The organism is Rhizobium sp. BK418, from assembly GCF_004341105.1.
Lineage (GTDB): Bacteria > Pseudomonadota > Alphaproteobacteria > Rhizobiales > Rhizobiaceae > Rhizobium.
The window spans coordinates 281,863-305,528 of sequence record NZ_SLZK01000005.1; the positions used below are offsets into that span (position 1 = coordinate 281,863).

At 58.7% G+C, this 23,666-nt stretch carries 25 protein-coding genes and 1 pseudogene; 10 read left to right on the plus strand and 16 right to left on the minus strand.

Going from position 1 to position 23,666, the window contains the following annotated elements; all coding sequences use genetic code 11:
• Nucleotides 1-175: 175 nt before the first annotated feature.
• Nucleotides 176-1,720, plus strand: a complete 1,545-nt coding sequence (locus EV281_RS21230; protein WP_132655946.1) for a M48 family metalloprotease — start codon at nucleotides 176-178, stop codon at nucleotides 1,718-1,720.
• Between the two features lie 54 nt (nucleotides 1,721-1,774).
• On the opposite strand, the gene EV281_RS21235 is transcribed toward EV281_RS21230, so the two are convergent.
• The 5 genes from EV281_RS21235 to EV281_RS21255 form a co-directional block, all read right to left on the minus strand.
• Nucleotides 1,775-2,638, minus strand: a complete 864-nt coding sequence (locus EV281_RS21235; RefSeq protein ID WP_007825441.1) for an RNA polymerase factor sigma-32 — start codon at nucleotides 2,636-2,638, stop codon at nucleotides 1,775-1,777.
• Nucleotides 2,639-3,016: 378 nt separating this feature from the next.
• On the minus strand, nucleotides 3,017-3,589 hold the full coding sequence (locus EV281_RS21240; RefSeq protein WP_003543775.1) for a CarD family transcriptional regulator: 573 nt from the start codon (nucleotides 3,587-3,589) through the stop codon (nucleotides 3,017-3,019).
• 397 nt (nucleotides 3,590-3,986) lie between these two features.
• Nucleotides 3,987-4,325: a ferredoxin FdxA gene (fdxA, locus tag EV281_RS21245; protein WP_132655948.1), complete on the minus strand. Its 339-nt coding sequence runs from the start codon at nucleotides 4,323-4,325 to the stop codon at nucleotides 3,987-3,989.
• Between the two features lie 195 nt (nucleotides 4,326-4,520).
• Complete coding sequence (locus EV281_RS21250; protein WP_132655950.1) at nucleotides 4,521-4,925, minus strand: RNA-binding S4 domain-containing protein; 405 nt, start codon at nucleotides 4,923-4,925, stop codon at nucleotides 4,521-4,523.
• Nucleotides 4,926-4,927: 2 nt separating this feature from the next.
• Nucleotides 4,928-8,044, minus strand: a complete 3,117-nt coding sequence (locus tag EV281_RS21255; protein ID WP_132655952.1) for a helicase-related protein — start codon at nucleotides 8,042-8,044, stop codon at nucleotides 4,928-4,930.
• Nucleotides 8,045-8,891: 847 nt separating this feature from the next.
• Here EV281_RS21255 and EV281_RS21260 point away from each other — a divergent pair.
• The 3 genes from EV281_RS21260 (at nucleotide 8,892) to EV281_RS31240 (ending at nucleotide 9,666) form a co-directional block, all read left to right on the plus strand.
• On the plus strand, nucleotides 8,892-9,047 hold the full coding sequence (locus tag EV281_RS21260; protein ID WP_017962528.1) for a DUF3309 family protein: 156 nt from the start codon (nucleotides 8,892-8,894) through the stop codon (nucleotides 9,045-9,047).
• A gap of 25 nt (nucleotides 9,048-9,072) precedes the next feature.
• Entirely contained in the window at nucleotides 9,073-9,327 is a 255-nt protein-coding gene (locus EV281_RS21265; protein ID WP_132655954.1) for a YMGG-like glycine zipper-containing protein, read from the plus strand.
• Nucleotides 9,328-9,519: 192 nt separating this feature from the next.
• Nucleotides 9,520-9,666 carry a hypothetical protein gene (locus EV281_RS31240; protein ID WP_165911938.1) on the plus strand — a complete coding sequence of 49 codons (147 nt, stop codon included), beginning with the start codon at nucleotides 9,520-9,522 and terminating at the stop codon, nucleotides 9,664-9,666.
• Between the two features lie 145 nt (nucleotides 9,667-9,811).
• Here EV281_RS31240 and EV281_RS21270 read toward each other — a convergent pair whose 3' ends face one another.
• A complete protein-coding gene (locus tag EV281_RS21270) occupies nucleotides 9,812-10,537 on the minus strand; it encodes a beta-ketoacyl-ACP reductase (protein WP_132655956.1) in 726 nt (241 codons plus the stop codon).
• Nucleotides 10,538-10,600: 63 nt separating this feature from the next.
• Complete coding sequence (locus EV281_RS21275; protein ID WP_132655958.1) at nucleotides 10,601-11,782, minus strand: acetyl-CoA C-acetyltransferase; 1,182 nt, start codon at nucleotides 11,780-11,782, stop codon at nucleotides 10,601-10,603.
• Nucleotides 11,783-12,015: 233 nt separating this feature from the next.
• On the opposite strand from EV281_RS21275, the gene phaR reads away from it, so the two are divergent.
• Nucleotides 12,016-12,588, plus strand: a complete 573-nt coding sequence (phaR, locus tag EV281_RS21280; protein ID WP_132655960.1) for a polyhydroxyalkanoate synthesis repressor PhaR — start codon at nucleotides 12,016-12,018, stop codon at nucleotides 12,586-12,588.
• Here the strand turns inward: phaR and EV281_RS21285 are convergent.
• The 5 genes from EV281_RS21285 to mtgA all read right to left on the minus strand — a co-directional run bounded on the left by EV281_RS21285 (nucleotide 12,583) and on the right by mtgA (nucleotide 15,694).
• The gene (locus EV281_RS21285; RefSeq protein WP_132655962.1) at nucleotides 12,583-12,990 is read right to left on the minus strand and encodes a hypothetical protein; all 408 of its coding nucleotides are present in this window, start codon (nucleotides 12,988-12,990) and stop codon (nucleotides 12,583-12,585) included. The two genes, phaR and EV281_RS21285, sit on opposite strands and share 6 nt — an antisense overlap.
• 143 nt (nucleotides 12,991-13,133) lie before the next feature.
• Nucleotides 13,134-13,319 carry a 50S ribosomal protein L32 gene (gene rpmF, locus EV281_RS21290; protein WP_026186748.1) on the minus strand — a complete coding sequence of 62 codons (186 nt, stop codon included), beginning with the start codon at nucleotides 13,317-13,319 and terminating at the stop codon, nucleotides 13,134-13,136.
• Between the two features lie 156 nt (nucleotides 13,320-13,475).
• Entirely contained in the window at nucleotides 13,476-14,123 is a 648-nt protein-coding gene (locus tag EV281_RS21295) for a glutathione S-transferase family protein (protein WP_132655964.1), read from the minus strand.
• Nucleotides 14,124-14,135: 12 nt separating this feature from the next.
• On the minus strand, nucleotides 14,136-14,858 hold the full coding sequence (locus EV281_RS21300; RefSeq protein WP_132656299.1) for a DUF1868 domain-containing protein: 723 nt from the start codon (nucleotides 14,856-14,858) through the stop codon (nucleotides 14,136-14,138).
• 98 nt (nucleotides 14,859-14,956) lie between these two features.
• Nucleotides 14,957-15,694 (minus strand): monofunctional biosynthetic peptidoglycan transglycosylase, encoded by a 738-nt coding sequence (mtgA, locus tag EV281_RS21305; protein ID WP_132655966.1) that lies wholly within the window; start codon nucleotides 15,692-15,694, stop codon nucleotides 14,957-14,959.
• Between the two features lie 133 nt (nucleotides 15,695-15,827).
• On the opposite strand from mtgA, the gene EV281_RS21310 reads away from it, so the two are divergent.
• Nucleotides 15,828-16,742 carry a polyprenyl synthetase family protein gene (locus tag EV281_RS21310; RefSeq protein ID WP_132655968.1) on the plus strand — a complete coding sequence of 305 codons (915 nt, stop codon included), beginning with the start codon at nucleotides 15,828-15,830 and terminating at the stop codon, nucleotides 16,740-16,742.
• A gap of 18 nt (nucleotides 16,743-16,760) precedes the next feature.
• Here EV281_RS21310 and ispG read toward each other — a convergent pair whose 3' ends face one another.
• From ispG to EV281_RS21325, 3 genes are all read right to left on the minus strand, one after another.
• Entirely contained in the window at nucleotides 16,761-18,008 is a 1,248-nt protein-coding gene (gene ispG, locus EV281_RS21315) for a flavodoxin-dependent (E)-4-hydroxy-3-methylbut-2-enyl-diphosphate synthase (RefSeq protein WP_132655970.1), read from the minus strand.
• A gap of 95 nt (nucleotides 18,009-18,103) precedes the next feature.
• Nucleotides 18,104-19,297 (minus strand): MFS transporter, encoded by a 1,194-nt coding sequence (locus EV281_RS21320; RefSeq protein ID WP_132655972.1) that lies wholly within the window; start codon nucleotides 19,295-19,297, stop codon nucleotides 18,104-18,106.
• Between the two features lie 60 nt (nucleotides 19,298-19,357).
• The gene (locus EV281_RS21325) at nucleotides 19,358-20,134 is read right to left on the minus strand and encodes a DeoR/GlpR family DNA-binding transcription regulator (RefSeq protein ID WP_132655974.1); all 777 of its coding nucleotides are present in this window, start codon (nucleotides 20,132-20,134) and stop codon (nucleotides 19,358-19,360) included.
• 144 nt (nucleotides 20,135-20,278) lie between these two features.
• On the opposite strand from EV281_RS21325, the pseudogene EV281_RS21330 reads away from it, so the two are divergent.
• The 4 genes and pseudogenes from EV281_RS21330 to EV281_RS21345 all read left to right on the plus strand — a co-directional run.
• Nucleotides 20,279-20,539, plus strand: a pseudogene (locus EV281_RS21330) (EamA/RhaT family transporter); the annotation flags it as partial.
• A gap of 151 nt (nucleotides 20,540-20,690) precedes the next feature.
• Nucleotides 20,691-21,464, plus strand: coding sequence for an amino acid ABC transporter substrate-binding protein (locus EV281_RS21335; RefSeq protein ID WP_132655976.1), 774 nt, complete (start codon nucleotides 20,691-20,693; stop codon nucleotides 21,462-21,464).
• Between the two features lie 103 nt (nucleotides 21,465-21,567).
• Nucleotides 21,568-22,248: an amino acid ABC transporter permease gene (locus EV281_RS21340; protein WP_132655978.1), complete on the plus strand. Its 681-nt coding sequence runs from the start codon at nucleotides 21,568-21,570 to the stop codon at nucleotides 22,246-22,248.
• Nucleotides 22,245-23,006, plus strand: a complete 762-nt coding sequence (locus EV281_RS21345) for an amino acid ABC transporter ATP-binding protein (protein WP_132655980.1) — start codon at nucleotides 22,245-22,247, stop codon at nucleotides 23,004-23,006. The genes EV281_RS21340 and EV281_RS21345 overlap by 4 nt, the downstream gene beginning before the upstream one ends.
• A gap of 44 nt (nucleotides 23,007-23,050) precedes the next feature.
• Here EV281_RS21345 and EV281_RS21350 read toward each other — a convergent pair whose 3' ends face one another.
• Entirely contained in the window at nucleotides 23,051-23,620 is a 570-nt protein-coding gene (locus tag EV281_RS21350) for an NAD(P)H-dependent oxidoreductase (RefSeq protein ID WP_132655982.1), read from the minus strand.
• Between the last annotated feature and the right edge of the window lie 46 nt (nucleotides 23,621-23,666).

Sequence of the window (23,666 nt, forward strand, 5' to 3'; positions counted from 1 at the left end):
TGCCGAAATGCAACGGCGCCACATTTAGATGAAGTCTCGCTATGCAACCCACGCGGAAATCAGCTACAGCAAAGACTTGGATCGGCCGATTGTGCAGCGCGAGAACCGAGGCGGAAGCCTATTGAATTTTCCTGGCAACGGCCGGCCCGAAAATGCGGCAGACCGGCGACTTATAATGATGCGGAGAGACAGACTGGACAGCATGACGACGTGGAAATCGCCCGCGCTTCCCAGTGATGTCTTTCGTTCGCCGCGCCGCTGGGCGCGCCGATTGCTGTTGCTTTCGGCCTGTGCCGTCGCGCTGAACGGCTGTGAGTCGCTGATCGAGCAGTCCTATCAGCCGACCGTCGGCCCGTCGTCCAACCCGCAGATCGTCGATGAGGTGCAGAAGAACGACCCGCGCGCCGCCATGGGCGCCCGCGAGCATCCGCGCATTGTCGCGAGCTATGGCGGCGAATACAAGGACGCCAAGACCGAGCGCCTCGTTGCCCGCATCGCCGGCGCGCTGACGGCGGTATCGGAAAATCCGAGCCAGTCCTATCGCATTACCATCCTAAACTCGCCCGCCATTAACGCCTTCGCGCTGCCCGGCGGCTATCTCTACGTTACGCGCGGCCTGCTGGCGCTCGCCAACGATGCTTCGGAAGTGGCAGCTGTTCTTTCGCACGAAATGGGGCACGTCACCGCAAACCACGGGATCGAGCGCCAGAAGCGCGAGGAAGCTGAAGTCATTGCGAGCCGCGTCGTCGCCGAAGTTCTGTCGAGCGATATTGCCGGCAAGCAGGCGCTTGCCCGCGGCAAGCTGCGCCTAGCCGCCTTCTCTCGTCAGCAGGAACTGCAGGCGGACGTCATCGGCGTGCGCATGCTCGGCGAAGCCGGCTACGATCCCTATGCCGCCGCCCGCTTCCTTGATTCCATGGCCGCCTACAGCCGCTTCATGTCGTTCGATCCGGAAGCCGACCAGAGTCTGGATTTCCTGTCGAGCCATCCGAATTCCGCCCAGCGCATCGAGCTTGCCCGCAACCACGCCCGCGCTTTCGGCCAGGAAGGCTCGGTCGGAGACAAGGGCCGAGATTACTATCTCAACGGCATCGATGGTCTTCTTTATGGCGACAGCCCGGAAGAAGGTTATGTGCGCGGCCAGACCTTCCTGCATGGCGGCCTCGGCATTCGTTTCGATGTGCCGCCGGACTTCAGTATCGACAACAAGGTCGAAGCGGTCATGGCGACCGGCCCTAACGATATCGCTATCCGCTTCGACGGCGTCGCCGACAATCAGAACCAGAGCCTGACGAATTATATCTCCAGCGGGTGGGTTACCGGACTCGATCCCGCAAGCATCCAGCCGATCAACGTCAATGGCATGGAAGCTGCGACTGCACGCGCCACGGCTGACCGTTGGGATTTTGATGTCACCGTCATCAGAAACAACAACCAGATCTTCCGCTTTCTGACGGCAGTGCCGAAGGGCAGCCCATCGCTGGAGCCGACGGCAGACGTCCTGCGCGCGAGCTTCCGCCGTATGACGCCAGAGGAAGCCGCTTCGCTGAAGCCGCTGCGCGTTCGGGTGGTCACGGTCCGCCCCGGCGAGAATATCACCACGCTCGCCTCCCGCATGATGGGCACCGACCGAAAGCTCGATCTCTTCAAGCTCATCAACGCTCTGCCGACGGGTGCTGCCGTTTCTCCCGGCGACCGTGTGAAAATCATCTCCGAATAAAAGAAAGCCCGGCTTACACCGGGCCAGTTTGTGCTGCTGGGGAGTAATCCCTGGTCAGGCATAGGCTGCCATATGCGGATCGGCACTGACGAGCGCGGTGCGAAGCTTTTCCATTGCCCGGCTTTCGATCTGGCGCACGCGCTCCTTGGAAATGCCGAGGTCGGCGCCGAGCTCTTCAAGTGTCGCTCCATCTTCGGCCAGCCGACGCGCGCTGATGATCTTCATTTCGCGTTCATTGAGATGCTTGAGGGCAGATGCAAGCCATACACGGCGGCGTTCGCCATCGATCATGTTGGAGACCTGCTCATCCGGCAGCGGCTCATCGCTGACGAGGAAATCCATCTTTTCTGCGCTGTCGGCATCCCCTGAGACGGAAGGCGCCTGCAGCGATGCGTCGTTGCCGGAAAGGCGCGCATCCATGGTCTGCACGTCGGCAAGGCTGACACCGAGGGCGGCTGCGATCTCCTGGTGAATGGATTGCAGCGTCAGCTGCGTGTCGCCCTTGGCGAGCTTGGCGCGCAGACGGCGCAGATTGAAGAACAATGCCTTCTGGGCCGAACTCGTGCCGCCGCGCACGATTGACCAATTGCGCAGGATATAGTCCTGGATCGAGGCGCGGATCCACCAGCTTGCATAGGTGGAAAAACGAACATCGCGCGCCGGTTCGAAGCGAGCTGCAGCTTCCAGAAGCCCGACATAACCTTCTTGCACGAGATCGCTCATCGGCAGGCCGAAATTTCGGAACTTGCCTGCCATGGAAATGACAAGCCGCATATGTGCCATAGCGATCTGGTTGCGGGCGCCGCGGTCTTCATGGTCCTTCCAGCGGATGGCCAGATTGTGCTCTTCTTCACGGGCGAGATAGGGAGCCGCCATTGCTATTTTGATCATGCGCCGATCTGCAGACATGTTCTTCATATCGCTCTCCTGAATTAGCTCGTGCCTAAAATGAACAAGCAAACATCGTTTCCGAAACATCGCTGCGCCGGAGCAAACTGGGGTCCTGAATGCATAAAGGCCTCGCTCCTGGACTTTTCAGGAGGAGGCCCTATCTCTCATCGTATGCCGGTAAGGCGGCAGGAATGGATCTGTTTCTCTGCATTGCCGGAAAGGCAAATTCTGGAAATCATGATCCGCTCCTCATCGAACGCTGACATCTTAGCGGAGTTCAAACCGAGCTTTATTGGCTCCGGTTAATTCCGCATTATTGCCTTAGAACGTCGCAGCGGCAAAAAAGTTCCAATAAAAAACCCGGCTCGAAAGCCGGGTTTTTTAATTAGAGAAAACAATGCGTTATTAAGCGGCTTCGTCCTGCGAGTCGTCTTCCTCGATCGCCTTGCCACGCTTCGGACCTTTGTTGAGATTGGTCTCGACGAGGCGGACAGCTTCAGTTTCGGACATCTTGTTGACGGCAGCGATTTCGCGGGCCATACGGTCAAGCGCAGCTTCGTAAAGCTGACGCTCGGAATAGGACTGCTCCGGCTGGTTTTCAGCACGGTAGAGATCGCGAACGACCTCTGCGATGGAAATCAGGTCGCCGGAATTGATCTTGGCATCATATTCCTGGGCACGGCGGGACCACATAGTGCGCTTCACGCGAGCCTTGCCCTGCACGACTTTGAGAGCGCGCTCGACAAAGTCGGTCTCGGAAAGCTTGCGCATGCCGATGCTCATGGCCTTTGCGACCGGAACCTTCAAACGCATCTTGTCCTTTTCGAAATCGATAACGAAAAGTTCAAGCTTCATGCCGGCGACTTCTTGCTCTTCGATAGCGGTGATGGTACCGACGCCGTGAGCGGGGTACACGATCGATTCACCAGTCTTGAAGCCGTGACGTGCGGTAGAAGGTTTTTTCTGCTGGGTCGTCATTCTAATCAAAAACTCCCTGTTACGCTCCCGGCAATGGCCGGAGCCGGGTCAGTCAGGCCCGGATGAGACGGTTAGATCCGTCGGGTGACTTCACTCTGGTTCCACCAGACAGAAGCAAAAGATATCCTCGCGCGCGATCTTGGGATCCGACAGCTCAAGTTATTGATATGTCACGGAAACCGCGTGCGGATTTGTTTTTACTTTCGTGATGGTTTTGGGCATGCGTCATGCCACAAATGGAACAGTGTGTGAAAGCTATCACAAAAATATGAGGAAATCAATAATTTGCTTAACGTGAGTCATGTGGGCAACACATAGCGCCCATGTAACTCACGCGTATTTGAAACGTTTAAGCTGCCGCTGAACCCGGCTTCATGGGCAGCAGCGAGCTACAATATCAGTCGCCGCTACCGGGCTTTTCGGAGAAGTATTTCTCGAATTTTTCTGTCTGGCCATCCATCTCTTTGGCTTCGGCCATGGGCTCTTTCTTGACAGTGATATTCGGCCAGATGCTTGCATATTCGGCGTTGATCTTCAGCCACTTGTCGAGGCCTGGCTCGGTGTCGGGCTTGATCGCCTCGGCGGGACATTCCGGCTCGCAGACGCCGCAATCGATGCACTCGTCCGGGTGTATGACGAGGAAGTTCTCGCCTTCATAGAAACAGTCGACGGGGCAAACTTCGACACAATCGGTATATTTGCAGCGGATGCAATTGTCGGTCACGACATAGGTCATGAAGAACTCCAGGATTTCCATGCGGGCGGGGCCGGGCAACCTGGAACGTCGCGCCTGTCCCCATAGCCGGAGATGATGCGTGGGCAAGCTTGGGAGGCAAGCACGCTACCCGGCAGGTTGTGTGTGACGTATCGGCTTTGTAGCAGGATTTCAAGGACAAACGATCTTAGAAAGGCTGAAGGCAGGAAGAGTTTTCTAATCCTCGTCCGACATCAACTTGTCGATTGCGCGTCGTTCCTTCTTCGTCGGTCTGCCGGAGCCGGTAGCCCGGATTGCCTGCTCGTAAGGGGTGAGGCGTTTTGCCTCATCCGGAGACGGTGACAGGTCCTCATAGAGAAGCCGCGCTTCCTCGTATGGACCACGCCGGTCGCCTGGCAGCCGGACGACGACGATGACGTCCCGCCGCTCCAACGTCAGTTCCACGCGATCGCCGATCTTCACCGTCTGGCTCGGCTGTAAACAACGCGCACCATTGATGCTGACATGGCCGGATTGGATATGGCTCTGCGCTAATGAGCGGGATTTCACCAGTCGTGTAAAGAACAGCCATTTGTCGATGCGCTGGCGCGAACCGCTTCCTGGCTGTATCTCCCCACCCATGATTACTTCTTCATCTGCTCCTTGAGCGCTGCGAGCTTGGCGAAGGGCGAATCCGGATCGATCGGCTTCTCCTTGCGTGGCGGCTTGGCCTCGAAGCGCAGCGGCTGCGAATTGCCGCGGTTGTTATTGTTGCGATCACCGCGATCCTTGCGTTCACCGCGATCCTGGCGGTCGCCGCGCTGTTCGTTGCGGTCGTTGCGTGCGTGCTGCGGCCTGCCTCCGTCACGATTGCCGCCTTCGCGGTTACCATCGCGGTTGCGGTTGTTATGGCGGTTGCCATCACGAGCCTCGCCGCCTTCACCACCGCCAGGACGGCGATTGCGGTCGCCACGCTCCTGACCTTGGCCATGACGCTCGCCCTGACCCTGACCACCACGGCGGTCGCCATGACCTCGCACTTGGCGCTGATTCTCGTTCCGGCCACCAAGACGCCAGAGGAGAACAGGCTTCGGTTCTGCAGCCTCAGCCTCGCCGGCCTCGGTCGAGCCTTCGGCGGCGACGGGCGTTTCCACTGCCGCAGTCGCGGCCTCAGCGGCAGGCGTCTCTTCAGAAGCGCCATCTGCATCGTCATGGTCGGCCTTTTCGGCGGCTTCCTCTGCCGGAGCTTCGGCCGTTGCCGCAGGGGCCGATGCCGCATCCTGTGTCGCGAGGAATGCTGCGGCCTCGTCGGCCTTCACCGGGTCAGCGCGATAGCCGAGACCTTTAAGAATCTCCTCCATGTCTTCCAGGGTCGCGCCGAGAATGGACAGCATCGCCGTCGTCGTCGTGAAGCGGCGACCGTCGTAAGCGCCTTCCGGACGGCTGGCCTGACCCGGCTTCCACTGCAAGAGCGGACGGATGAGGTCGGCCAGACGCTCGAGAATGTCGATGCGCACCGCACGCTTGCCGAGGAACCGGAAGCCGGCGAGCTTGTAGAACATGCGCTCGAAGCTCGGATCGGTAACGACGGAGGTACGGCCCGCGGCCAGCACCGGAATGAGATCACCATACCCCGGTTTGTCGAGCCCATCGTTCTTCAGCGCCCAAAGCAATGTGATGAGCTCCGCCGGCGCCGGCTTCAGAAGCGCGGGTACAAAAATGTGGTAGGCGCCGAAGCGGATGCCATAGCGGCGCATGGAGGCGCGCGCATCCTGATCGAGCGACTTCACTTCTTCCGTCACGTCGCGGCGGAAGAGCACGCCGAGATTTTCGACGAGCTGGAAGGCGAGCCCCTTGGCAAGACCCTGCAGGTCTTCAGCGCGCGACAGATCGTCGAGCGGCTTCAGTACCGTGCTGATATGATGATTGACGAAACGCTCGATACGAGCGGCGACGTGATCGCGCGCATTGCCCGTGAGCTGTTCGTCAGCCAACAGAATGACGCGCGGACGCATCACATGATCGCTGCCGGAAAGACGACCGACGGGGTCGCCGAGCCAACGTACCAGTCCATCCGAGCCGATCGCCAGATCGGCATTGCCTGCCGCATGCAGGCGTGCAGCACGAGCTTCGAATTCGAGCGCGAGCGCCTTCTGCGACGCAGCCTGAACCGCCTTGGCATCCGGTCCGTCCGTTCCACCAACAGGTGTAAAACGGAACCCGGTCAACTGCCCCACATGATGTCCTTCAACAAAGACATCGCCATTCACACTGATTTCAGCTTCCAGCATCGCATTCTCTCTCAGGCGCTTCATGAGCACAGATGTCCTGCGATCAACAAAGCGTTTCGTCAACCTTTCATGTAACGCATCGGACAATCGATCTTCGATTTCCCGCGTCTTTTCCTGCCAGTGTGTCGGATCGGCAAGCCAGCCGGGCCGATTCGATACATAGGTCCAGGTTCTTATCTGCGCGATTCGCGCCGAAAGCGTGTCAATTTCTCCATCTGTCCGATCCGAGCGGTGAACTTGCTCCGCGAGAAACTGCTCGTTTACCGTGCCATAGCGCACCAGATCGGAAAAGAGGGTAGAGATAAGATCGGCATGTTGCGCAGGCGTTATGCGCCGATAATCCGGTAGAGCGCAAGCCTCCCAGAGCTTTTCGACGCGCGCCGGCGTGTCTGCGAGATCAACGATTTCTGGATATCGCGACAGATGATCGAGTGCCTGCTGGTCGACCGCAGGCAGCGCCCGCGTCAGACCCGGCACGCGCGGACCAGTCTCGAGGCTTGCTCGCAAAGATTGTATCGAGGAAAAATCGAGATCCTTGGTCCGCCACTGCAGAACCTTGATATTATCAAATTCGTGGCCCTCAATGCGCTGCACCAGCTCCTCGTCGAACGGCGATACCTGCCCAGTCACACCGAAGGTTCCGTCGCGCACGTGGCGTCCGGCACGCCCAGCGATCTGGCCAAGTTCGCCCGGATTGAGATTTCGGAACTGGTAACCGTCGAACTTTCGGTCCTGCGCGAAGGCCACATGATCGACATCGAGGTTAAGCCCCATGCCGATCGCATCGGTGGCTACGAGATACTCGACATCGCCAGCCTGATAGAGCGCCACTTGCGCATTGCGGGTCCGCGGGCTGAGCGCACCGAGCACGACAGCAGCCCCGCCGCGCTGGCGCCGGATCAGCTCTGCGATCGCATAAACCTCGTCTGCCGAAAAGGCGACGATCGCCGAGCGCTGCGGTAGTCGGGTGATCTTCTTCTGTCCGGCATAAAGAAGGTGGGAAAGCCGAGGCCGCTCCGTGACCGTTAGTCCCGGCAGAAGTTGCTGGAGGATCGGCCGCATCGTGGCGGCGCCAAGCAGGAGCGTCTCATCGCGGCCGCGAAGATGCAGGATACGGTCGGTAAAGATATGGCCGCGCTCGAGGTCCCCCGCGAGCTGCACTTCATCGATAGCGACGAAAGCGGCTTTGGTTTCCCGCGGCATCGCCTCTACCGTGCAGACGGAGAAGCGCGCATTCGGCGGCGAGATCTTTTCTTCGCCTGTCACCAGCGCCACATTCTGGGCGCCCACCTTTTCAACTACGCGCGTATAGACCTCACGCGCCAGCAGGCGAAGCGGCAGGCCGATGACGCCCGTACCGTGCGCTACCATGCGCTCGATCGCGTAATGGGTCTTGCCGGTATTGGTCGGCCCGAGCACCGCGGTCACGCCGCGCCCGCTCAATATCATCGGCTGCGAAGTCAGGGTCATAGTCCATGCAAGTGAGGCGGCGGCGCCCCGGGTCAAGTCGGCTCCTGCGGGTGAAGCACAGAACACATGGACAGCCGAAGCTTCAAACGCAAGGGCAGAATTGAAATTGAGCTCGGATTGAGCATCGAAGTCACAGTCTGCTAAGTCCCTGATTTAAGATTCGGAACAGTCTGAGAACGAATCGGAGACGAATCGCTGACTCAGGCAGATTCAGCTTTCGTTCACGGCTAAGTATTGATTTTGAATCGTTTTTTTACACTATATGCTGAATCGGAAGATCCACCGGCAAGCAGATTCCTTCAACCGCGATCACGGCATCTCGCTGAACTGTAAGACAGCAAGATCCGACTCAAAATTAACCCTTCGATCAAAGCCGGAACGAATCAGAGACGAATCGCTGATATCAAAACATTCCCTTTTCGTTCACGGCGAGATCTTGTGCGCCCTTTGCTGTCGCCACCAAGATGCAGTTCTACCGACTCGACGGAGCCGACCTAAAGCACCAAATGCGTTAATCTTTTACATGCCGAATTTACGATGCCTTAGCCCCGGACCGGTCCCAAACCGGTGGACGATCAAAGCCGGAACGAATCGCTGACGAATCGGAGACATCACTGTTTTCCCGCTTTGTTCACCACAACCCATTGTATTCAAATAGGTTTTTAACCATAGAAACAAAAGACGGCAGAATTCTTCGCCGACTTGGCTTTTGGCGAACCGGCTAAACTCATCTCTGGAGAAACGACTGATAACGTCGCCGTGATTTTCCGCGAGATTAGCCGGGAACAAAAATCGACGATGCGTGTTTCTAGTCCAGTTGAAATGAGGATGAGGCAGGACAAACACCATGCTCGGCACGATACTTCTTATTATCCTTATTCTGCTATTGATCGGCGCCTTGCCAAATTGGGGTTATAGTCGTGGTTGGGGCTATGGACCTTCCGGTGGTTTAGGGTTAGTTCTCGTCATCATCATCATTCTTGTACTGATGGGCCGAATTTAAAGGCCGGCAACCTGGGGAGTTAGACATGAAAAAGATCGTTCTTAGCTGCGCCCTTATCGGCGCTCTCGCCTCCTGCACCCCGACGGAGCAGGGCACGGCGATCGGCGCCGGCACAGGCGCCATCATCGGCGGCGCCGTTAGCAACAGCTGGGGTGGCGCAGCAGTCGGCGCAGTCGCTGGCGGTCTGACCGGCGCTCTCATCGGCCATTCAGTCGAGCGCCAGGGCTACTGCATCTACCGTGACCGCTACGGTCGCCGCTACGAGGCGCGTTGCCGCTAATCGACACCCGGTCCATCGGAAATTTGAACGGGCGCTTCTGCGCCCGTTTTCTTGCGTCGTTTTTATCGTCAACGTGGCGTTGACGATTGGTCGCTGAAGTCAAATCTACCACGCCGCCGAGGCTGGGCGCATATTTCCTTCAAGATTGTATGGGTGGAACATATGTCTGCCACAGATGAAAAGGAACGCGCTATGGCTCAGATTCTGCTGAATTTTGCCGTCGCCGTCTTGATTGCCACGGCCTTTCTCACGACGGCAATCGCTGCGCTTCGCGGTCAAGACCACGCTGTTCAGAAGGTGCCCATCAAGACCAATCGACGGCATCATCCAAACGCTTGATACCATCAAAACGTAAGCAACGTAGCGGCAGCTGTCTGAGTGCCGTTCGCTGGCTCTACGCCCTCAACACAATTGCTCTTACCGCCCGTGGTGCGGTTGCAGGTTCCTGTGACGTCGCCGGCAACCCGCAGGCGGGGAAGCAAGCTCAGACGAAGAATTGTCCGCCGTTGGCCGTCAGCGTCGAACCGGTAATGAAACCGGCATCATCGGAAACGAGGAAGGTCACGCAGCGCGCGATCTCCTCCGGTTCGCCGAGGCGCCCGACCGGGATCTGCGGAATGATTTTCTCATTCAGCACCTTTTCCGGCACGGCAAGCACCATCTCCGTTCCGATATAGCCGGGGCAGATAGCATTGACGGTGATATTCTTGATAGCACCCTCCTGGGCGAGGGCCTTCGTGAAGCCGAGGTCGCCGGCTTTGGCGGCTGAATAATTCGCTTGCCCCATCTGGCCCTTTTGGCCGTTGATGGAGGAGATATTGACGATGCGTCCGAAGCTCTGGTCGCGCATGCCGCTCCAGACGTGATGCGTCATGTTGAAGAGGCCGGTGAGATTGGTATTGATCACTTCGTGCCACTGCTGCGGTGTCATCTTGTGGAACATCACATCGCGCGTGATGCCGGCATTGTTGACGAGGATCTCGACCGGGCCAAGCTCAGCCTGAACCTTCGCAATACCCTCACCACAGGCGACATAGTCGGACACGTCCCACTTGAAGACCGGAATGCCGGTGACATCGTGAAATGCCCTCGCCTTTTCGTCGTTGCCGGCATAGTTGGCGGCAACCCTATAGCCGGCATTCTTGAGCGCCATCGAAATCGCCGCGCCGATGCCGCGTGTACCCCCAGTGACCAGAGCCACCCTGCTCATGTTCCGCTCCCCTGTTATTGTTCCCCCGCTCTCAGGCGGGCCTCAATATGCATCGCACGCTATTTACATTGCCTCAAAGCACATCGCGACGCCCATGCCACCGCCAATGCACAGAGTGGCCAGACCCTTCTTGGCACCGCGACGCTTCATTTCGAAGAGCAGCGTATTGAGGACGCGCGCACCCGAAGCGCCGATAGGATGACCGATCGCGATCGCGCCGCCATTGACATTGACGATGCCAGGATCCCAGCCGAGATCCTTGTTGACGGCGCAGGCCTGAGCTGCAAATGCCTCATTGGCCTCGACGAGATCGAGGTCGCCAACAGACCAGCCGGCCTTTTCCAACGCCTTGCGGGAGGCTGGGATCGGGCCGGTTCCCATGACTTGCGGATCGACACCGGCCGTTGCCCAGGAAACGATACGGGCAAGGGGTTGGATCCCGCGTCGCGACGCTTCCGCTTCGCTCATCAGCAGGGCCGCAGCAGCGCCATCGTTGAGGCCGGAAGCATTTGCCGCAGTCACCGTGCCGTCCTTGTCGAAGGCGGGCCGCAGCTTGGCCATCGCCTCCATCGTGGCACCGTGGCGGATGTATTCGTCAGAATCGACGGTTACATCGCCTTTGCGTCCCTGAATGACGAAAGGAACGATTTCGTCCCTGAAGCGCCCGGCCTTTTGCGCGGCCTCGGCCTTGTTCTGCGAGCCGACCGCAAACTGGTCCTGGTCGTCGCGCGAAAGCTGCCATTGGCGCGCGATATTCTCTGCGGTAATGCCCATATGATAGCCATAGAAAGCGTCGGTCAGACCATCCTTGATCATGGTATCGACCATCTTCATGTCGCCCATCTTCACCCCGCCGCGCAGATGCGCTGCGTGCGGCGCCATCGACATGGATTCCTGGCCGCCGGCGACGATGATCTTCGCATCGCCAAGCGCAATCTGCTGCATGCCGAGTGCGACGGCACGCAGGCCGGAACCACAAAGTTGGTTGACGCTCCAGGCTGTCGCCTCGTTGGGAACGCCGGCCTTCATCGCCGCCTGGCGGGCCGGATTCTGACCCTCCCCGGCCTGCAGGACCTGGCCAAGGATGACCTCGTCCACCTCTTCTGGAGAAACATTTGCCCGCTCCAGCGCGCCCTTGACGGCAGCCGCGCCAAGCTCGTGAGCAGGAATTGTGCCGAAAGCACCGTTAAACGAACCGACAGCGGTGCGCGCTGCACTGGCGATGACGATGGATGAACTGCTCATGGGATGGTTTCCTCGTTTCTCGTCACACATATAAGCGGAAACTGACAAAGCTGCAGGCCCGAGTCAAATGCCAAGACTCTTCCACCGTTTGCTGCGGTGCCCTCGAATGGATTTATCCGTACAGGGAAAGGGCTTGCCGCATCGCACAAAGAGATTGTCACCGCCCTTCTTTTGCGTCTACAGTCACAGGTGGAGGAGTATCCATACAATCAGACGGGGTTCGGGAGACTGATATGGCGAAGACCGAGGGTCAAATCGTAATCAAGAAATATGCCAATCGCCGCCTCTATAATACAGGCACCAGCACCTATGTGACACTGGAAGACCTGGCGGAGATGGTGAAGAAGGGGGAGGAATTTGTCGTTCAGGACGCCAAAAGCGGTGACGACATCACACATTCGGTATTGACCCAGATCATTTTCGAGCAGGAATCGAAAACCGGTAACACGCTCCTTCCTATTTCCTTCCTGCGTCAGCTGATCACCTATTATGGTGACCAAATGCAAATGGTCGTTCCAAGCTTCCTGGAGCATTCCATGCGCGCCTTCACAGAGCAGCAGTCACAGATTCGCGAGCAAGTGAACCGCGCCTTCGGCGAAACGCCGCTCGGGAAAAACCTTCAGCTTCCCATGCAGATGATCGAGGACCAGGTGCGCCGGAACACCGAGATGTTCCAGCAGGCCATACAAATGTTCTCGCCCTTCATGACGCCACCGCCCAAGGAAACCCGCAAGGCCGAGGCCAAGGACATCGACGAACTGAAGGAACAGCTTCGCGCGCTGCAGAACAAGCTCGACAGCCTATAGGCCGATGGAGATGTCCCGGTCGGCGCTGCGGATTGACACCGCAAAGCCACCGACCACGCCGATCAGCGAAATGGTCATCAGAATGAAAAAGACTTGGGTCGCCGCATCCTGGACGAGAAGAAACTCGGCCAGGAAGACGATGAAGACCAGCATCGACAGCGTGTGATTGATCAGACTGCCGGAACCGTTCCGGGTCGCCTTCAGGATCTCGAGGAAGAGAACAACAAGCGCCACGACGATGAAGAGATCGCCGAGCGCCATGCTCCAGATGGCGCCCGAAAGCATCGACAGCACGATTACATCATGCTGGAGCGCGGGAATTCCGCCACCGCCCATCAGACCCAGCATCGCCAGATTGTAAAGAATAAACGGAATAACCATCAGCGGTGTTACGGTCATCATACAGAACAATCTCCCCCGGCTCTCGGGAATACTGCCTGACATTGCTGCCCCGCTTCAAGGCATCGAAGATTGCAATAACTTGAAAAGAAAAAGGCTGGCGTCGAGCCAGCCTTTGGAACGCTATCGGAAATACCGCAAAGAAATTATGCGTTTTCCTTCGGCGTCAGAACCTGACGGCCACGGTACATGCCGGTCTTCAGATCGATATGGTGCGGGCGGCGCAGTTCGCCGGAGTTTTTGTCTTCGACGTAGGTCGGAGCCTTCAGCGCATCAGCCGAACGGCGCATGCCGCGCTTGGACGGGCTCGTTTTTCTCTTCGGTACAGCCATTTCTCTTACTCCACTTGCGGGCAAAACATGTCCACGGCCAGACTGGCGGCCGAAACGGACATGTCGCGATTTCGGAAATTTTGCGCGCTTATACATGCAAGGGGCGGTCTTGACCAGTCCCCATATGTATTTTTTGCGATGCCGATGATTCCCTGTTCAAACTTCGTCTTCCGACACGATCCAGGGCTCGGCGCGGGCTGCTTCCTCCCACTTCCGCCAGGCTGGATGTACCTTCATCGTACCTATATAGGCCAGTATATCGTCGTGACTGACAAGATCATAAATGTCGAAGCGGTTGACGACAGGCGCAAACATCGCGTCCACTCCGCTGAATTCACCGAAAAGAAATGGCCCACCGGACGTCTGCAGCAGATCGCGCCAGATCGTCTCGATCCGGCTGATGTCCGCCGAAACCCCGTCAGGCAGCGCGATCTTGCCCCTCGGCCGACGGATGTTCATCGGGCAAGCGCTGCGCAGCGCCCGGAAGCTCGACATCATCTCCATGGAAACCGAACGGGCAAGCGCCCGCTCGCCACGATCGCCAGGCAGCAATCCGGCTTCAGGAAAGAGCTCCGCCGCATATTCGATGATCGCGAAGGATTCCCAGATCTTCAGCACGCCGTGCTGCAGCACCGGCACATGGCCACTCGGCGAGACAGCCTTGATGTTGGGATTGCCGTTTGGATAATCGAAGGGGATCAGCACTTCCTCAAAATCAATGCCGACGCCCGTCAGCGCCATCCATGGCCGGAAGGACCAGGACGAATAGTTCTTGTTGGCAATGTAGAGCGTAAGCTTGTCCATGATGCGTTCCTGTCAGGGTTCGAAATCGAAGATCAGCAGTTCGTGGAAATGGTTCAGATCTTCGTACACGCAGAAGGCCGGCGGGTTGAACTCCAGCACAGGAGCAGCGCGGCGGATATCTTCAACAACTTCGTTGAGCATCGCCTGCCAGCGTGGCAATGCTTCATCTTCCAGCCGCTCGATCGCATAGGCGAAGGTCATGTGGAATTTATACTCCTCATGGTTGGGCTGACGAAAACCCAGGAGTTTGGCGAATGCATCGCGCCAGGCGCGCATCACCCTTCGGTCACCTTCTGTTGCGCCCTCAAGCAGCAAACCGGAAGGACGGGCTTCAACGATAGCGACATTGAAAGGATCGAACATGGAGAAGCCTTCGAGCCGAGCCGCCAAAAGCTCCGTCATATCATTCATTGGCGTATCGAGGGGAATATCATGAGGCCAGCGATCCTGCTTGCGCTCCGTCTCGATTACCCCGTCGAAAAGCGTCATGTGGAGGCTTGTGATCGGCGTGAAGAGAAACTTTGGTGCCTCAGGCATCGTCAGATATTTTTCACGCGCCTCGATCAGGGCCTGCTGAGTTTCCGAGCCTTTCACCGGGTGGCAGACGATCGTGTTGCCCTGCTCCGGTAAAAATCCCCCGACCTGGCGATAACGAGTGCCTAAATGCGCTGGCGGAGCGGGATTATGGGTCTTCGAATATTGGAGAAGCTCGGGCGAAAGTATTGTGGTGGTCATGGGGCGACTCAAGGGCTCTCGTTGGTACTGCGCTCGCCCTTATGGCAGAACCAAGAATGTCAGATGACGCTTGCCGCTTCCAACGACAAGTTCTGATGTCAGTCATAGATGCACTTGATGTAATCGCCGGAGCCCTGTGCCCGCCGTTCGATGACGACGGCCAGTCGGCGTAGGCCCCGGCCGGGTTTTCCGGCATTGCGGCCGATCGGGTTCGGCAGCGAAACTGCCAAAAGCGATGCCTGCCGGCGCGTCAGCTTCGAGGCCGGCACCTTGAAATGATATTGCGAAGCCGCCTCGATACCATAAACGCCAGGCCCCCATTCGGCGATATTGAGATAGATCTCCATCAACCGCCGCTTCGACCAGACAAAATCGGAAACGACTGCGAGCGGCAGCTCCAGTCCCTTGCGAATGAAGGAGCGGCTATTCCACAAGAAGAGATTCTTCGCCGTCTGCATGGGAATGGTGCTGCCGCCGCGCGTCTCCTGGCCCTTTAGAGTATCTTCCACCAGCATACGCATTTCGCCCCAGTCGACGCCACCGTGGAAACAATATTGCCCGTCTTCCGACATCATGACCGACTGGACGAGAACTGGCGCGATGTCGTCGATCGAGACCCACTGCCGGTCGTAACCACGCAGAAGCACGAGATCGCGCAGCATCAGCGTCGAAACCGGATGGATGAAAGGCAGCAGGTAGAGAAAAATCAGGACATAAGGCAAAAGCAGCAGGGCCAGCACAGCAAGAACGATGCCCTTCAGCACCTGGCGGTCTCCAAACCAGCGCCGGCGAACCGGCGCCTCGGCGCTCTCCATTGTCTCCGGCACTATATCCAATGTCCCAGTCCGTTTTCGCCCTGCCGTTGTCATACCGCCTGAAAACCTGCATTGCCAGAGCGGAGCGGAAATCTTGGTGCAGTGATCTACAATTCCGTTGCCAGCAGCGGTTCCGCCGTGCCAAAGAGCGCGCATGGACGCGAAACGGGAAACATTCGAGATACGGTTGAAAAACAGCGCCACCGAGATCGAGGCGCTGCTCGACGCGCTGCTCTCTCCCACCGTTCTTTCAGATGAGATCGCCCGCCCCGACCTTTTGCGCAACGCCATGCATTACGCTGTGCTCAATGGCGGCAAGCGTCTGCGCCCCTTCCTTGTCGTGGAAGCAGCCACACTTCTCGGCGGCAATAGGCAGGCAGCTCTGCGGGTTGGTGCGGCACTTGAATGCATCCACTGCTATTCGCTCGTCCACGACGACCTGCCGGCCATGGACGATGACGACCTGCGCCGTGGCAAACCGACGGTGCATATCAAGTTCGACGAGGCGACCGCCATTCTGGCCGGAGACAGTCTGTTGACCTACGCCTTCGATATCATTGCTGCCCCGGAAACGGATCTGCCGGACCGGAGCAAGACGGAGCTCGTTTTGGCGCTTGCCCGCGCCGCAGGCCTCGGCGGCATGGCCGGTGGCCAGATACTCGATCTCGCAGCGGAAAAACACGCGCCCGATGAAACCGGCATCATCCGCCTGCAGGCGATGAAAACAGGCGCCTTGATCCGCTTTGCTTGCGAAGCCGGCGCCATCATTGCAGGTGCTTCCTCGGAAGAGCGGCAGCGTCTGCGCCGTTTCGGCGAGAAGATCGGCCTCGCTTTCCAGCTTGCCGACGATATCCTCGACTTGACCTCCGATACCAAGACGATGGGCAAGGCGACCGGCAAGGATGCCGCCCGCGGCAAGGGAACGCTCGTTGCACTTCATGGCATGGAGTGGGCGGAAAAACAGCTGCGCCAGCATGTCGAGGATGCCGAGGAACTGCTTCACCCTTATGGCGAGCATGCTGCGATGCTGAAAGCGACGGCCCGCTTCATCGCAGATCGCAAGAGCTGAGACGGAAAGGCGGCACGATTACTCCGCTGCCGTCTTCTGACCGAAACGCTTCTCGATATAGTCGATGACGAGCGCTTCGAAATCCGAGGCGATATTCGGGCCACGCAGCGTCAAAGCCTTCTTGCCGTCGATGAAGACGGGAGCGGCTGGTGTTTCACCGGTGCCAGGCAGGGAGATGCCGATATCGGCATGTTTGCTTTCGCCTGGTCCGTTGACGATGCAGCCCATGACCGCGACATTGAGCGCTTCCACGCCCGGATATTTCTCGCGCCAGACCGGCATGTTCTTGCGAATGTCGTTCTGGATGTTCTGCGCAAGTTCCTGGAAGACGGTCGAGGTCGTACGCCCGCAGCCCGGACAGGCCGCAACAACCGGCACGAACTGACGGAAGCCCATGACCTGCAGCAATTCCTGCGCCACCTGCACCTCGCGGGTGCGGTCGCCGCCAGGTTCCGGCGTCAGCGAAATACGGATCGTATCGCCGATACCGTTCTGCAACACATAGCCCATGGCGGCCGACGAGGCGACGATGCCCTTCGTGCCCATGCCGGCTTCGGTCAAGCCGAGATGCAGCGCGTGGTTGGAGCGTTCCGCAAGCATCGAGTTGACGGCAATCAAATCCTGAACCTGGCTCACCTTGGCCGACAGGATGATACGATTGCGCGGCAGACCGATCTCTTCGGCGAGTTGGGCAGACAGCAGGGCCGACTGCACGATCGCCTCGCGCGTTACCTGCCGGGCCGAAAGCGGCGAGCCTTCGGACTGGTTCTTGTCCATCAGCTGCGTCAGCAATTCCTGGTCGAGCGAACCCCAGTTGACGCCAATACGCACTGGCTTGTCGTAGCGGATCGCCATCTCGATGATTTCAGCGAACTGCTTGTCCTTCTTGTCCTTGAAGCCGACATTACCCGGATTGATGCGGTATTTCGCCAGCGCTTCGGCGCAGGCCGGGTGATCGGCGAGCAGCTTATGGCCGATATAGTGGAAATCTCCGATCAGCGGCACATCCATGCCGAGGCGCAGCAGGCGCTCACGGATCTTCGGCACGGCAGCTGCGCTCTCATCGCGGTCCACAGTGATACGGACAAGCTCGGAGCCTGCACGATGGAGGGCGGCCACCTGGGCGACCGTAGAATCCACATCAGCCGTGTCGGTATTGGTCATGGATTGCACGACGACCGGCGCGCCGCCGCCGACGATGACGCCGCCGACATCGACGGCAACGGAAGCGCGGCGCGGTTTCGGATCGAAATCGAAAGCAGACATGAAGAGCTCTTACACCCGGAAAAAAGAGCCTTTCAGGTGGATCAAGCCTGCGAGCTTGTCAACCGCCCCGCATATCACTTTTGTTTGGAGGCGGTTCAGTGACCGCCTCCGGAGACGCCGTCGGCATAATGTGCGAGCCGGGAGAAGGCGAGAACCACCAGTAGCAGCACCGGCAGCGCCATGAAAACGGCCGCAAAGCTGACATGCTCGGCGACGAAGCCGATGACCGAGGGTGCAACCAGCATGCCAGAATACCCCATCGTCGTAACGACGGAGATGCCGATACCGGGCTTCAGGCCGGGAATATTGCCTGCCGCCGAAAAGGCGATCGGCACCATGTTGGAAATGCCGATGCCGCAGAGCGCAAAGCCAAGGATGGCGATCTCGGCATTCGGTGCAAGGCTCGCGAGCAACATGCCGGCGATCGCAAACAGCGTGCAGATGCGTAGTGTTTTCACACCACCAAGACGGTCGCGAACCAGATCTCCGGCAAAGCGCATGATCGCCATGGTCGCCGAGAAGGCTGCAAAGCCGAAGCCGGACAGCGCGACGGATGCCTCCATTTCCTGCCGAAGATAAAGCGCACCCCAGTCGAGCACTGCGCCTTCCGGCACCATGCAGAACAGGGCCATCAGACCGAGCAGCCATGGCAGCGGCACCATCGGCAACCGGGTCTTTTCCTTCTTATCTTCGGGATGCGGCGGGTCGGCCAGGATCATCGGCCAGGCGATGGCAAGAAAGATGGCAGCCAGAACAGTTGCCAGTTCCGCATGGCCGAGAATGCCAAGTTTGGAGATCACCAGGCCGCCGAGACCGGAACCAATGAGGCCGCCAAGGCTCCAGAAGGCATGGCAGGACGACATAATGGCGCGGCGCATGGATTTTTCCACGGCCACCGCATTGGCATTCATCGCCACGTCCATCGCGCCTATGAAGCCGCCGAACAGGAAGAGCGAAATCGCTCCGGCGATGACATTGGGCGCCAGTGTCAGTGCCAGGAGCATCGGCAATACGCAGAGGGCCAGCACCCGCACGACGACGCGCGAGCCATGCTTGGCGATTTGCGCGCCGGCGACCGGCATCATGACCAGCGATCCGAGACCGAAGACGAGGATCATCAACCCGAGCTCGAATTTTGTGAGCGCTAGCCGTTCTGCGAAGTCAGGAATCTTCGGCGCCCAGCATCCGACGACGAAACCATTCATGAGAAAGAGCAGCGAGACCGCAACCCTGCTTCTGGTGATGAAGCCACTCCGTACCCCTCGAGCCGCGTTCACATTAGTGTCCATTTCCTTGTCTTTCCTCTTGATCAGGCTACCTGCCCGATCCCCATAACAGGCGGAACGGCTTTAGACCGTCTTGTCCGCAATGATCGTCCGGCACCCGCGTGCACGGTATTCCCCAAGCATGACGGCATCTGCGTCATGCTCCACGATAAGGCACTCGCAATGCGCGACAGGCAAAACGCTATGTGGCGCTGCTGTACCGAATTTCTCCGATGTGGCCGCAACCATGACCCGCTTGCTCCTGGATGTGGCGAACCGCTTGAACTCCGCATCCTCGAAGCCGAAGGTCGTCAGCCCTGCCTCCAGATCGACACCACAGGCGCCGAGAATGCAGAGATCGGGCAAGATCTGCTCCATGTCGCGCAGGGCCTTGGCGCCCAGCGAGCCTCCGGTCTGGCGATCGACCAGACCGCCGATCAGGATGACGTTGACTCGAGGCTTTTCGATCAGCGCTGCAGCGATCGCGGGCGCATTCGTCGCAGCCGTCAGCGGAAGATCAGTCGGCAAGGCATTGGCGACCGCCAGATTGGTGCTGCCGGCGTCAAAGAAAACCGTCATGCCGGCGGCAATTTCGCCCGCCGCCGCACGCGCTAGAGCCTGCTTTCTGTCAGCGGCAAATCTCATGCGCTGGCTTAGGCTCCCGCGCGCCGGTGAAACGGGCAACGCCCCACCATAGACACGCTCGCAGAGGCCCGCCGCCGCCATCTCGCGCAGGTCACGCCGCACTGTGTCTTCCGAGACGCCGAATTCGAGAGCCAATTCCGTAGCCAGCACGCGGCCATGCGTCTTAAGCCTCTCGGAGATAACCGTCTGGCGTTCTCGCAGTAAGAAATCTTGCATGTTTATACCGGATCAGTGTTTCCAATCCCCCAATCAAGCATAAACACTGATAATCGTGCATGCAATGTGAGCGATTACACGATTTCTGACGCTTTGAGACAAGCCGCTACTGCCAGGGCGAAACGTGGCCTATGGACCGTCCGCATCATGACCGGCGTGGCCGTTATCTACGCCTGGCAGACCCCGACCTTGACGCAACGCGGCATGCTCATCGGCACGGGCGTCATCGCCGGCTGTGTCCAGTCCGCGCTTTTCGAAAGCATGCGTCAGGCACCGGTCTCGGTGCTTGCACCCTTTTATCTGAGCCGACATTCCGAGCATGATGTCGTCGTCGGAGCCATCATGATCCTCGGTGCCGGTTTGATCATCGTCAGCGAAAGACTGCACCATCGGGCCACTGCCTGATACCGGTTTCAGCTGAATTCGGTGTTCGAATGGCAGCTTGAGAAAAATATTCGCAGTTGCCGCTTTTATTTGCAGTTTTCTACGCTTCCGTAGCCGCAATTTTCTGCGATGTATCGGCGATTGAACACCTCTTCCAAGGATGGAAAGAACAATGAACTGGTTGAAAACCGTCGCCGCCGCTGCCCTCATTCAGGCTGCAGCTCTTCTGCCCGCCCATGCCGGCGAAAATCTCAGCGCCATTAAGTCTGCCGGGGTCTTCAAGATCGGCACGGAAGGCACTTACGCGCCGTTCACCTATCATGACGAAAGCGGCAAGCTCGTCGGTTTCGACGTCGAAATCGGCGAAGCGGTTGCGGCCAAGCTTGGCGTGAAGGCCCAGTTTGTCGAAGGCAAGTGGGATGGCCTGATCGCCGGCCTCGACGCCAACCGCTATGACACTGTTATCAACCAGGTCGGCATCACCGATGCGCGCAAGCAGAAATACGACTTTTCCGAACCCTATATCGCGTCCAAGGCTGTTCTGATCGTTCGCGACGGCGACGACAGCATCAAGTCCTTCGCCGATCTCAAGGGCAAGAAGTCGGCTCAGTCGCTGACCAGCAATTTCGGCAAGATCGCCACGGAAGCCGGCGCCGAACTGGTTGGCACCGACGGCTTCGACCAGTCGATCCAGCTCGTCCTGACGAAGCGCGCCGATGCGACGATCAACGACAGCCTCTCTTTCCTGGACTTCAAGAAGCACAAACCTGACGCGCCGGTGAAGATTGTTGCCCAGCAGGAAAATGCCGATTACTCCGGTATCATCATCCGCAAAGGCGAGCCGGAACTGCTCGAGGCGATCAATAAGGCGCTTGCCGACATCAAGGCTGACGGCACCTACCAGAAGATCGCCGACAAATACTTCGGCCAGGACGTTTCGAAATAAGCCTTGGCCCGGCGGTTTCGCGCTGCCGCCATATCATCTATAGCTGCATGGAAAAGCGTTCGGCGAGCCCTTGCCGGACGCGTCTTTTCTTGAGGACTCGCCCTTGCCGCACTGGCTCCAATTGATGGTGGAATCGCTGCCCTCACTCCTATGGGCTGGTTTGATCTTCACCATCCCCCTGACGCTGCTTTCCTTCGCTTTCGGCCTGATCTTGGGCCTGATCACCGCGATTGCCCGTCTCTTCGGCCCGGCGCCGATTGCAGTCATTGCCCGCTTCTACGTCTGGGTCATCCGCGGCACCCCGCTGCTCGTCCAGCTCTTCGTCATTTTCTATGGCCTGCCGAGCATCGGCATCTTACTCGATGCCTTTCCGGCTGCCCTAATCGGCTTCACGCTGAATATCGGCGCCTACAGTTCCGAGATTATACGTGCCGTCATCTCCTCCGTGCCGAAGGGCCAGTGGGAGGCGGCCTATTCGATCGGCATGAGCTGGCGTCAGGCCATGAGCCGCACTATTCTGCCGCAGGCCGCTCGCGTCGCCGTGCCGCCGCTGTCGAACACTTTCATCTCGCTGGTCAAGGACACTTCGCTCGCAGCCGCCATCACTGTGCCGGAACTCTTTCAGGCCGCACAGCGCATCGTCGCGACCACCTATGAGCCGCTGATCCTGTATATCGAGGCGGCCCTGATCTATCTCGTCCTGAGTTCCGTGCTCTCGGCGCTGCAGCAGCGGCTCGAACGCCGTTTCGCGCGTTACGGCGGTATGCTGGAGGCAAATGCATGATCGAGCTCTCCAATATCGAAAAGCGCTTCGGCGACGCCGTCATCCTCAAGGACATCAGCATCCGCATTCCGGAAGGCAGTGTCACCGCCCTCGTCGGCCCGTCCGGCGGCGGCAAGAGCACATTGCTTCGCTGCATCAACCTCTTGGAGATCCCGACCGCAGGCACCATCCGCCTCGGCGAAGAGACGCTCTCCTTCGCGCCCGGCAAGCGTGTGGGCTGGCAGGCGATCCAGAAGATCCGCCGCCAGACCGGCATGGTTTTTCAGAATTTTCAGCTCTTCCCGCATCAGACAGCGATCGAAAACGTCATGGAAGGTCTGGTCACGGTCCTGAAATGGCCGAAGGAAAGGGCACGCGAGCGCGCCATGGAACTGCTGACCAAGGTCGGCATGGCGCATAAAACCGACGCCTGGCCCTCGACACTTTCGGGCGGTCAGCAACAGCGCGTGGCGATCGCTCGCGCGCTGGCCCCCTCGCCCCGTGTCCTGCTATGCGACGAGCCGACATCGGCTCTTGATCCGGAGCTTTCGGCGGAAGTGGTCGATGTGTTGGGCCAGCTTGCCCGGGAAGGCACGACCATGGTCATGGCGACCCATGATCTCAGGCTCGCCTCCAAGATCGCCAATGACGTTGTCTTTCTGGAAGCCGGCAGCGTGGTGGAAACGGGCACTGCCAGAGCGATCTTCAATTCGCCGGAGCGGGAGCGCACCAAGCGCTTCATCTCGACGATCAACGCAGCCCATACCTACGATATCTGAAGCAATACCGGGTCGCGACCATCCCGGTATTGCTGGCATTTCGATCAGCCCGTTGCGACGGCGCGCGCTGCCTTCAGCGCATTGCCCCACCAGGTGAGCTGATCGAGCAGATTCTTGGCTGCTTCGTTGAGATGCGCGTAGTCGCCTAGGCTCTTACCGTCCTTGAGAACGGCAAGATATTCGCTGAATGCGATATGGACTCCGGTCTTGACGGAAGCCGCGCTCATTTCGACGAAGACCAGGCGAAGATGCTCGACCGCGCGTGCGCCGCCGACACCGCCGTAACCGACGAAGCCGACCGGCTTCTGGATGAATTCGCCGAGATCGATCGCGTTCTTCAAAACAGCCGTCGGCGCATGATTGTATTCGGCCACGGTGAAGATGAAGCCGTCGAATTCGCGCAGCTTCTTCTTCCAGCGTTCGGCGGTCTCGCTTTCCGCAGTAGTGGCGCGCGCTTCACCAAAGAAATGCATGGGGTAATCGAGAAGATCGAGAACCTCGACCTCAAGATCAGAGCGCTGGCTGACGAGCTCGGCGATCCACTTGGCGGGATACTCGGCGAAGCGGCCTATACGTGTGCTGCCGACGATGACGGCAATCCTCAACTTGCTCATGGAGATGTCTTCCTAAATGCTCTTGGGGCTGGTGGCGGGAACCGAC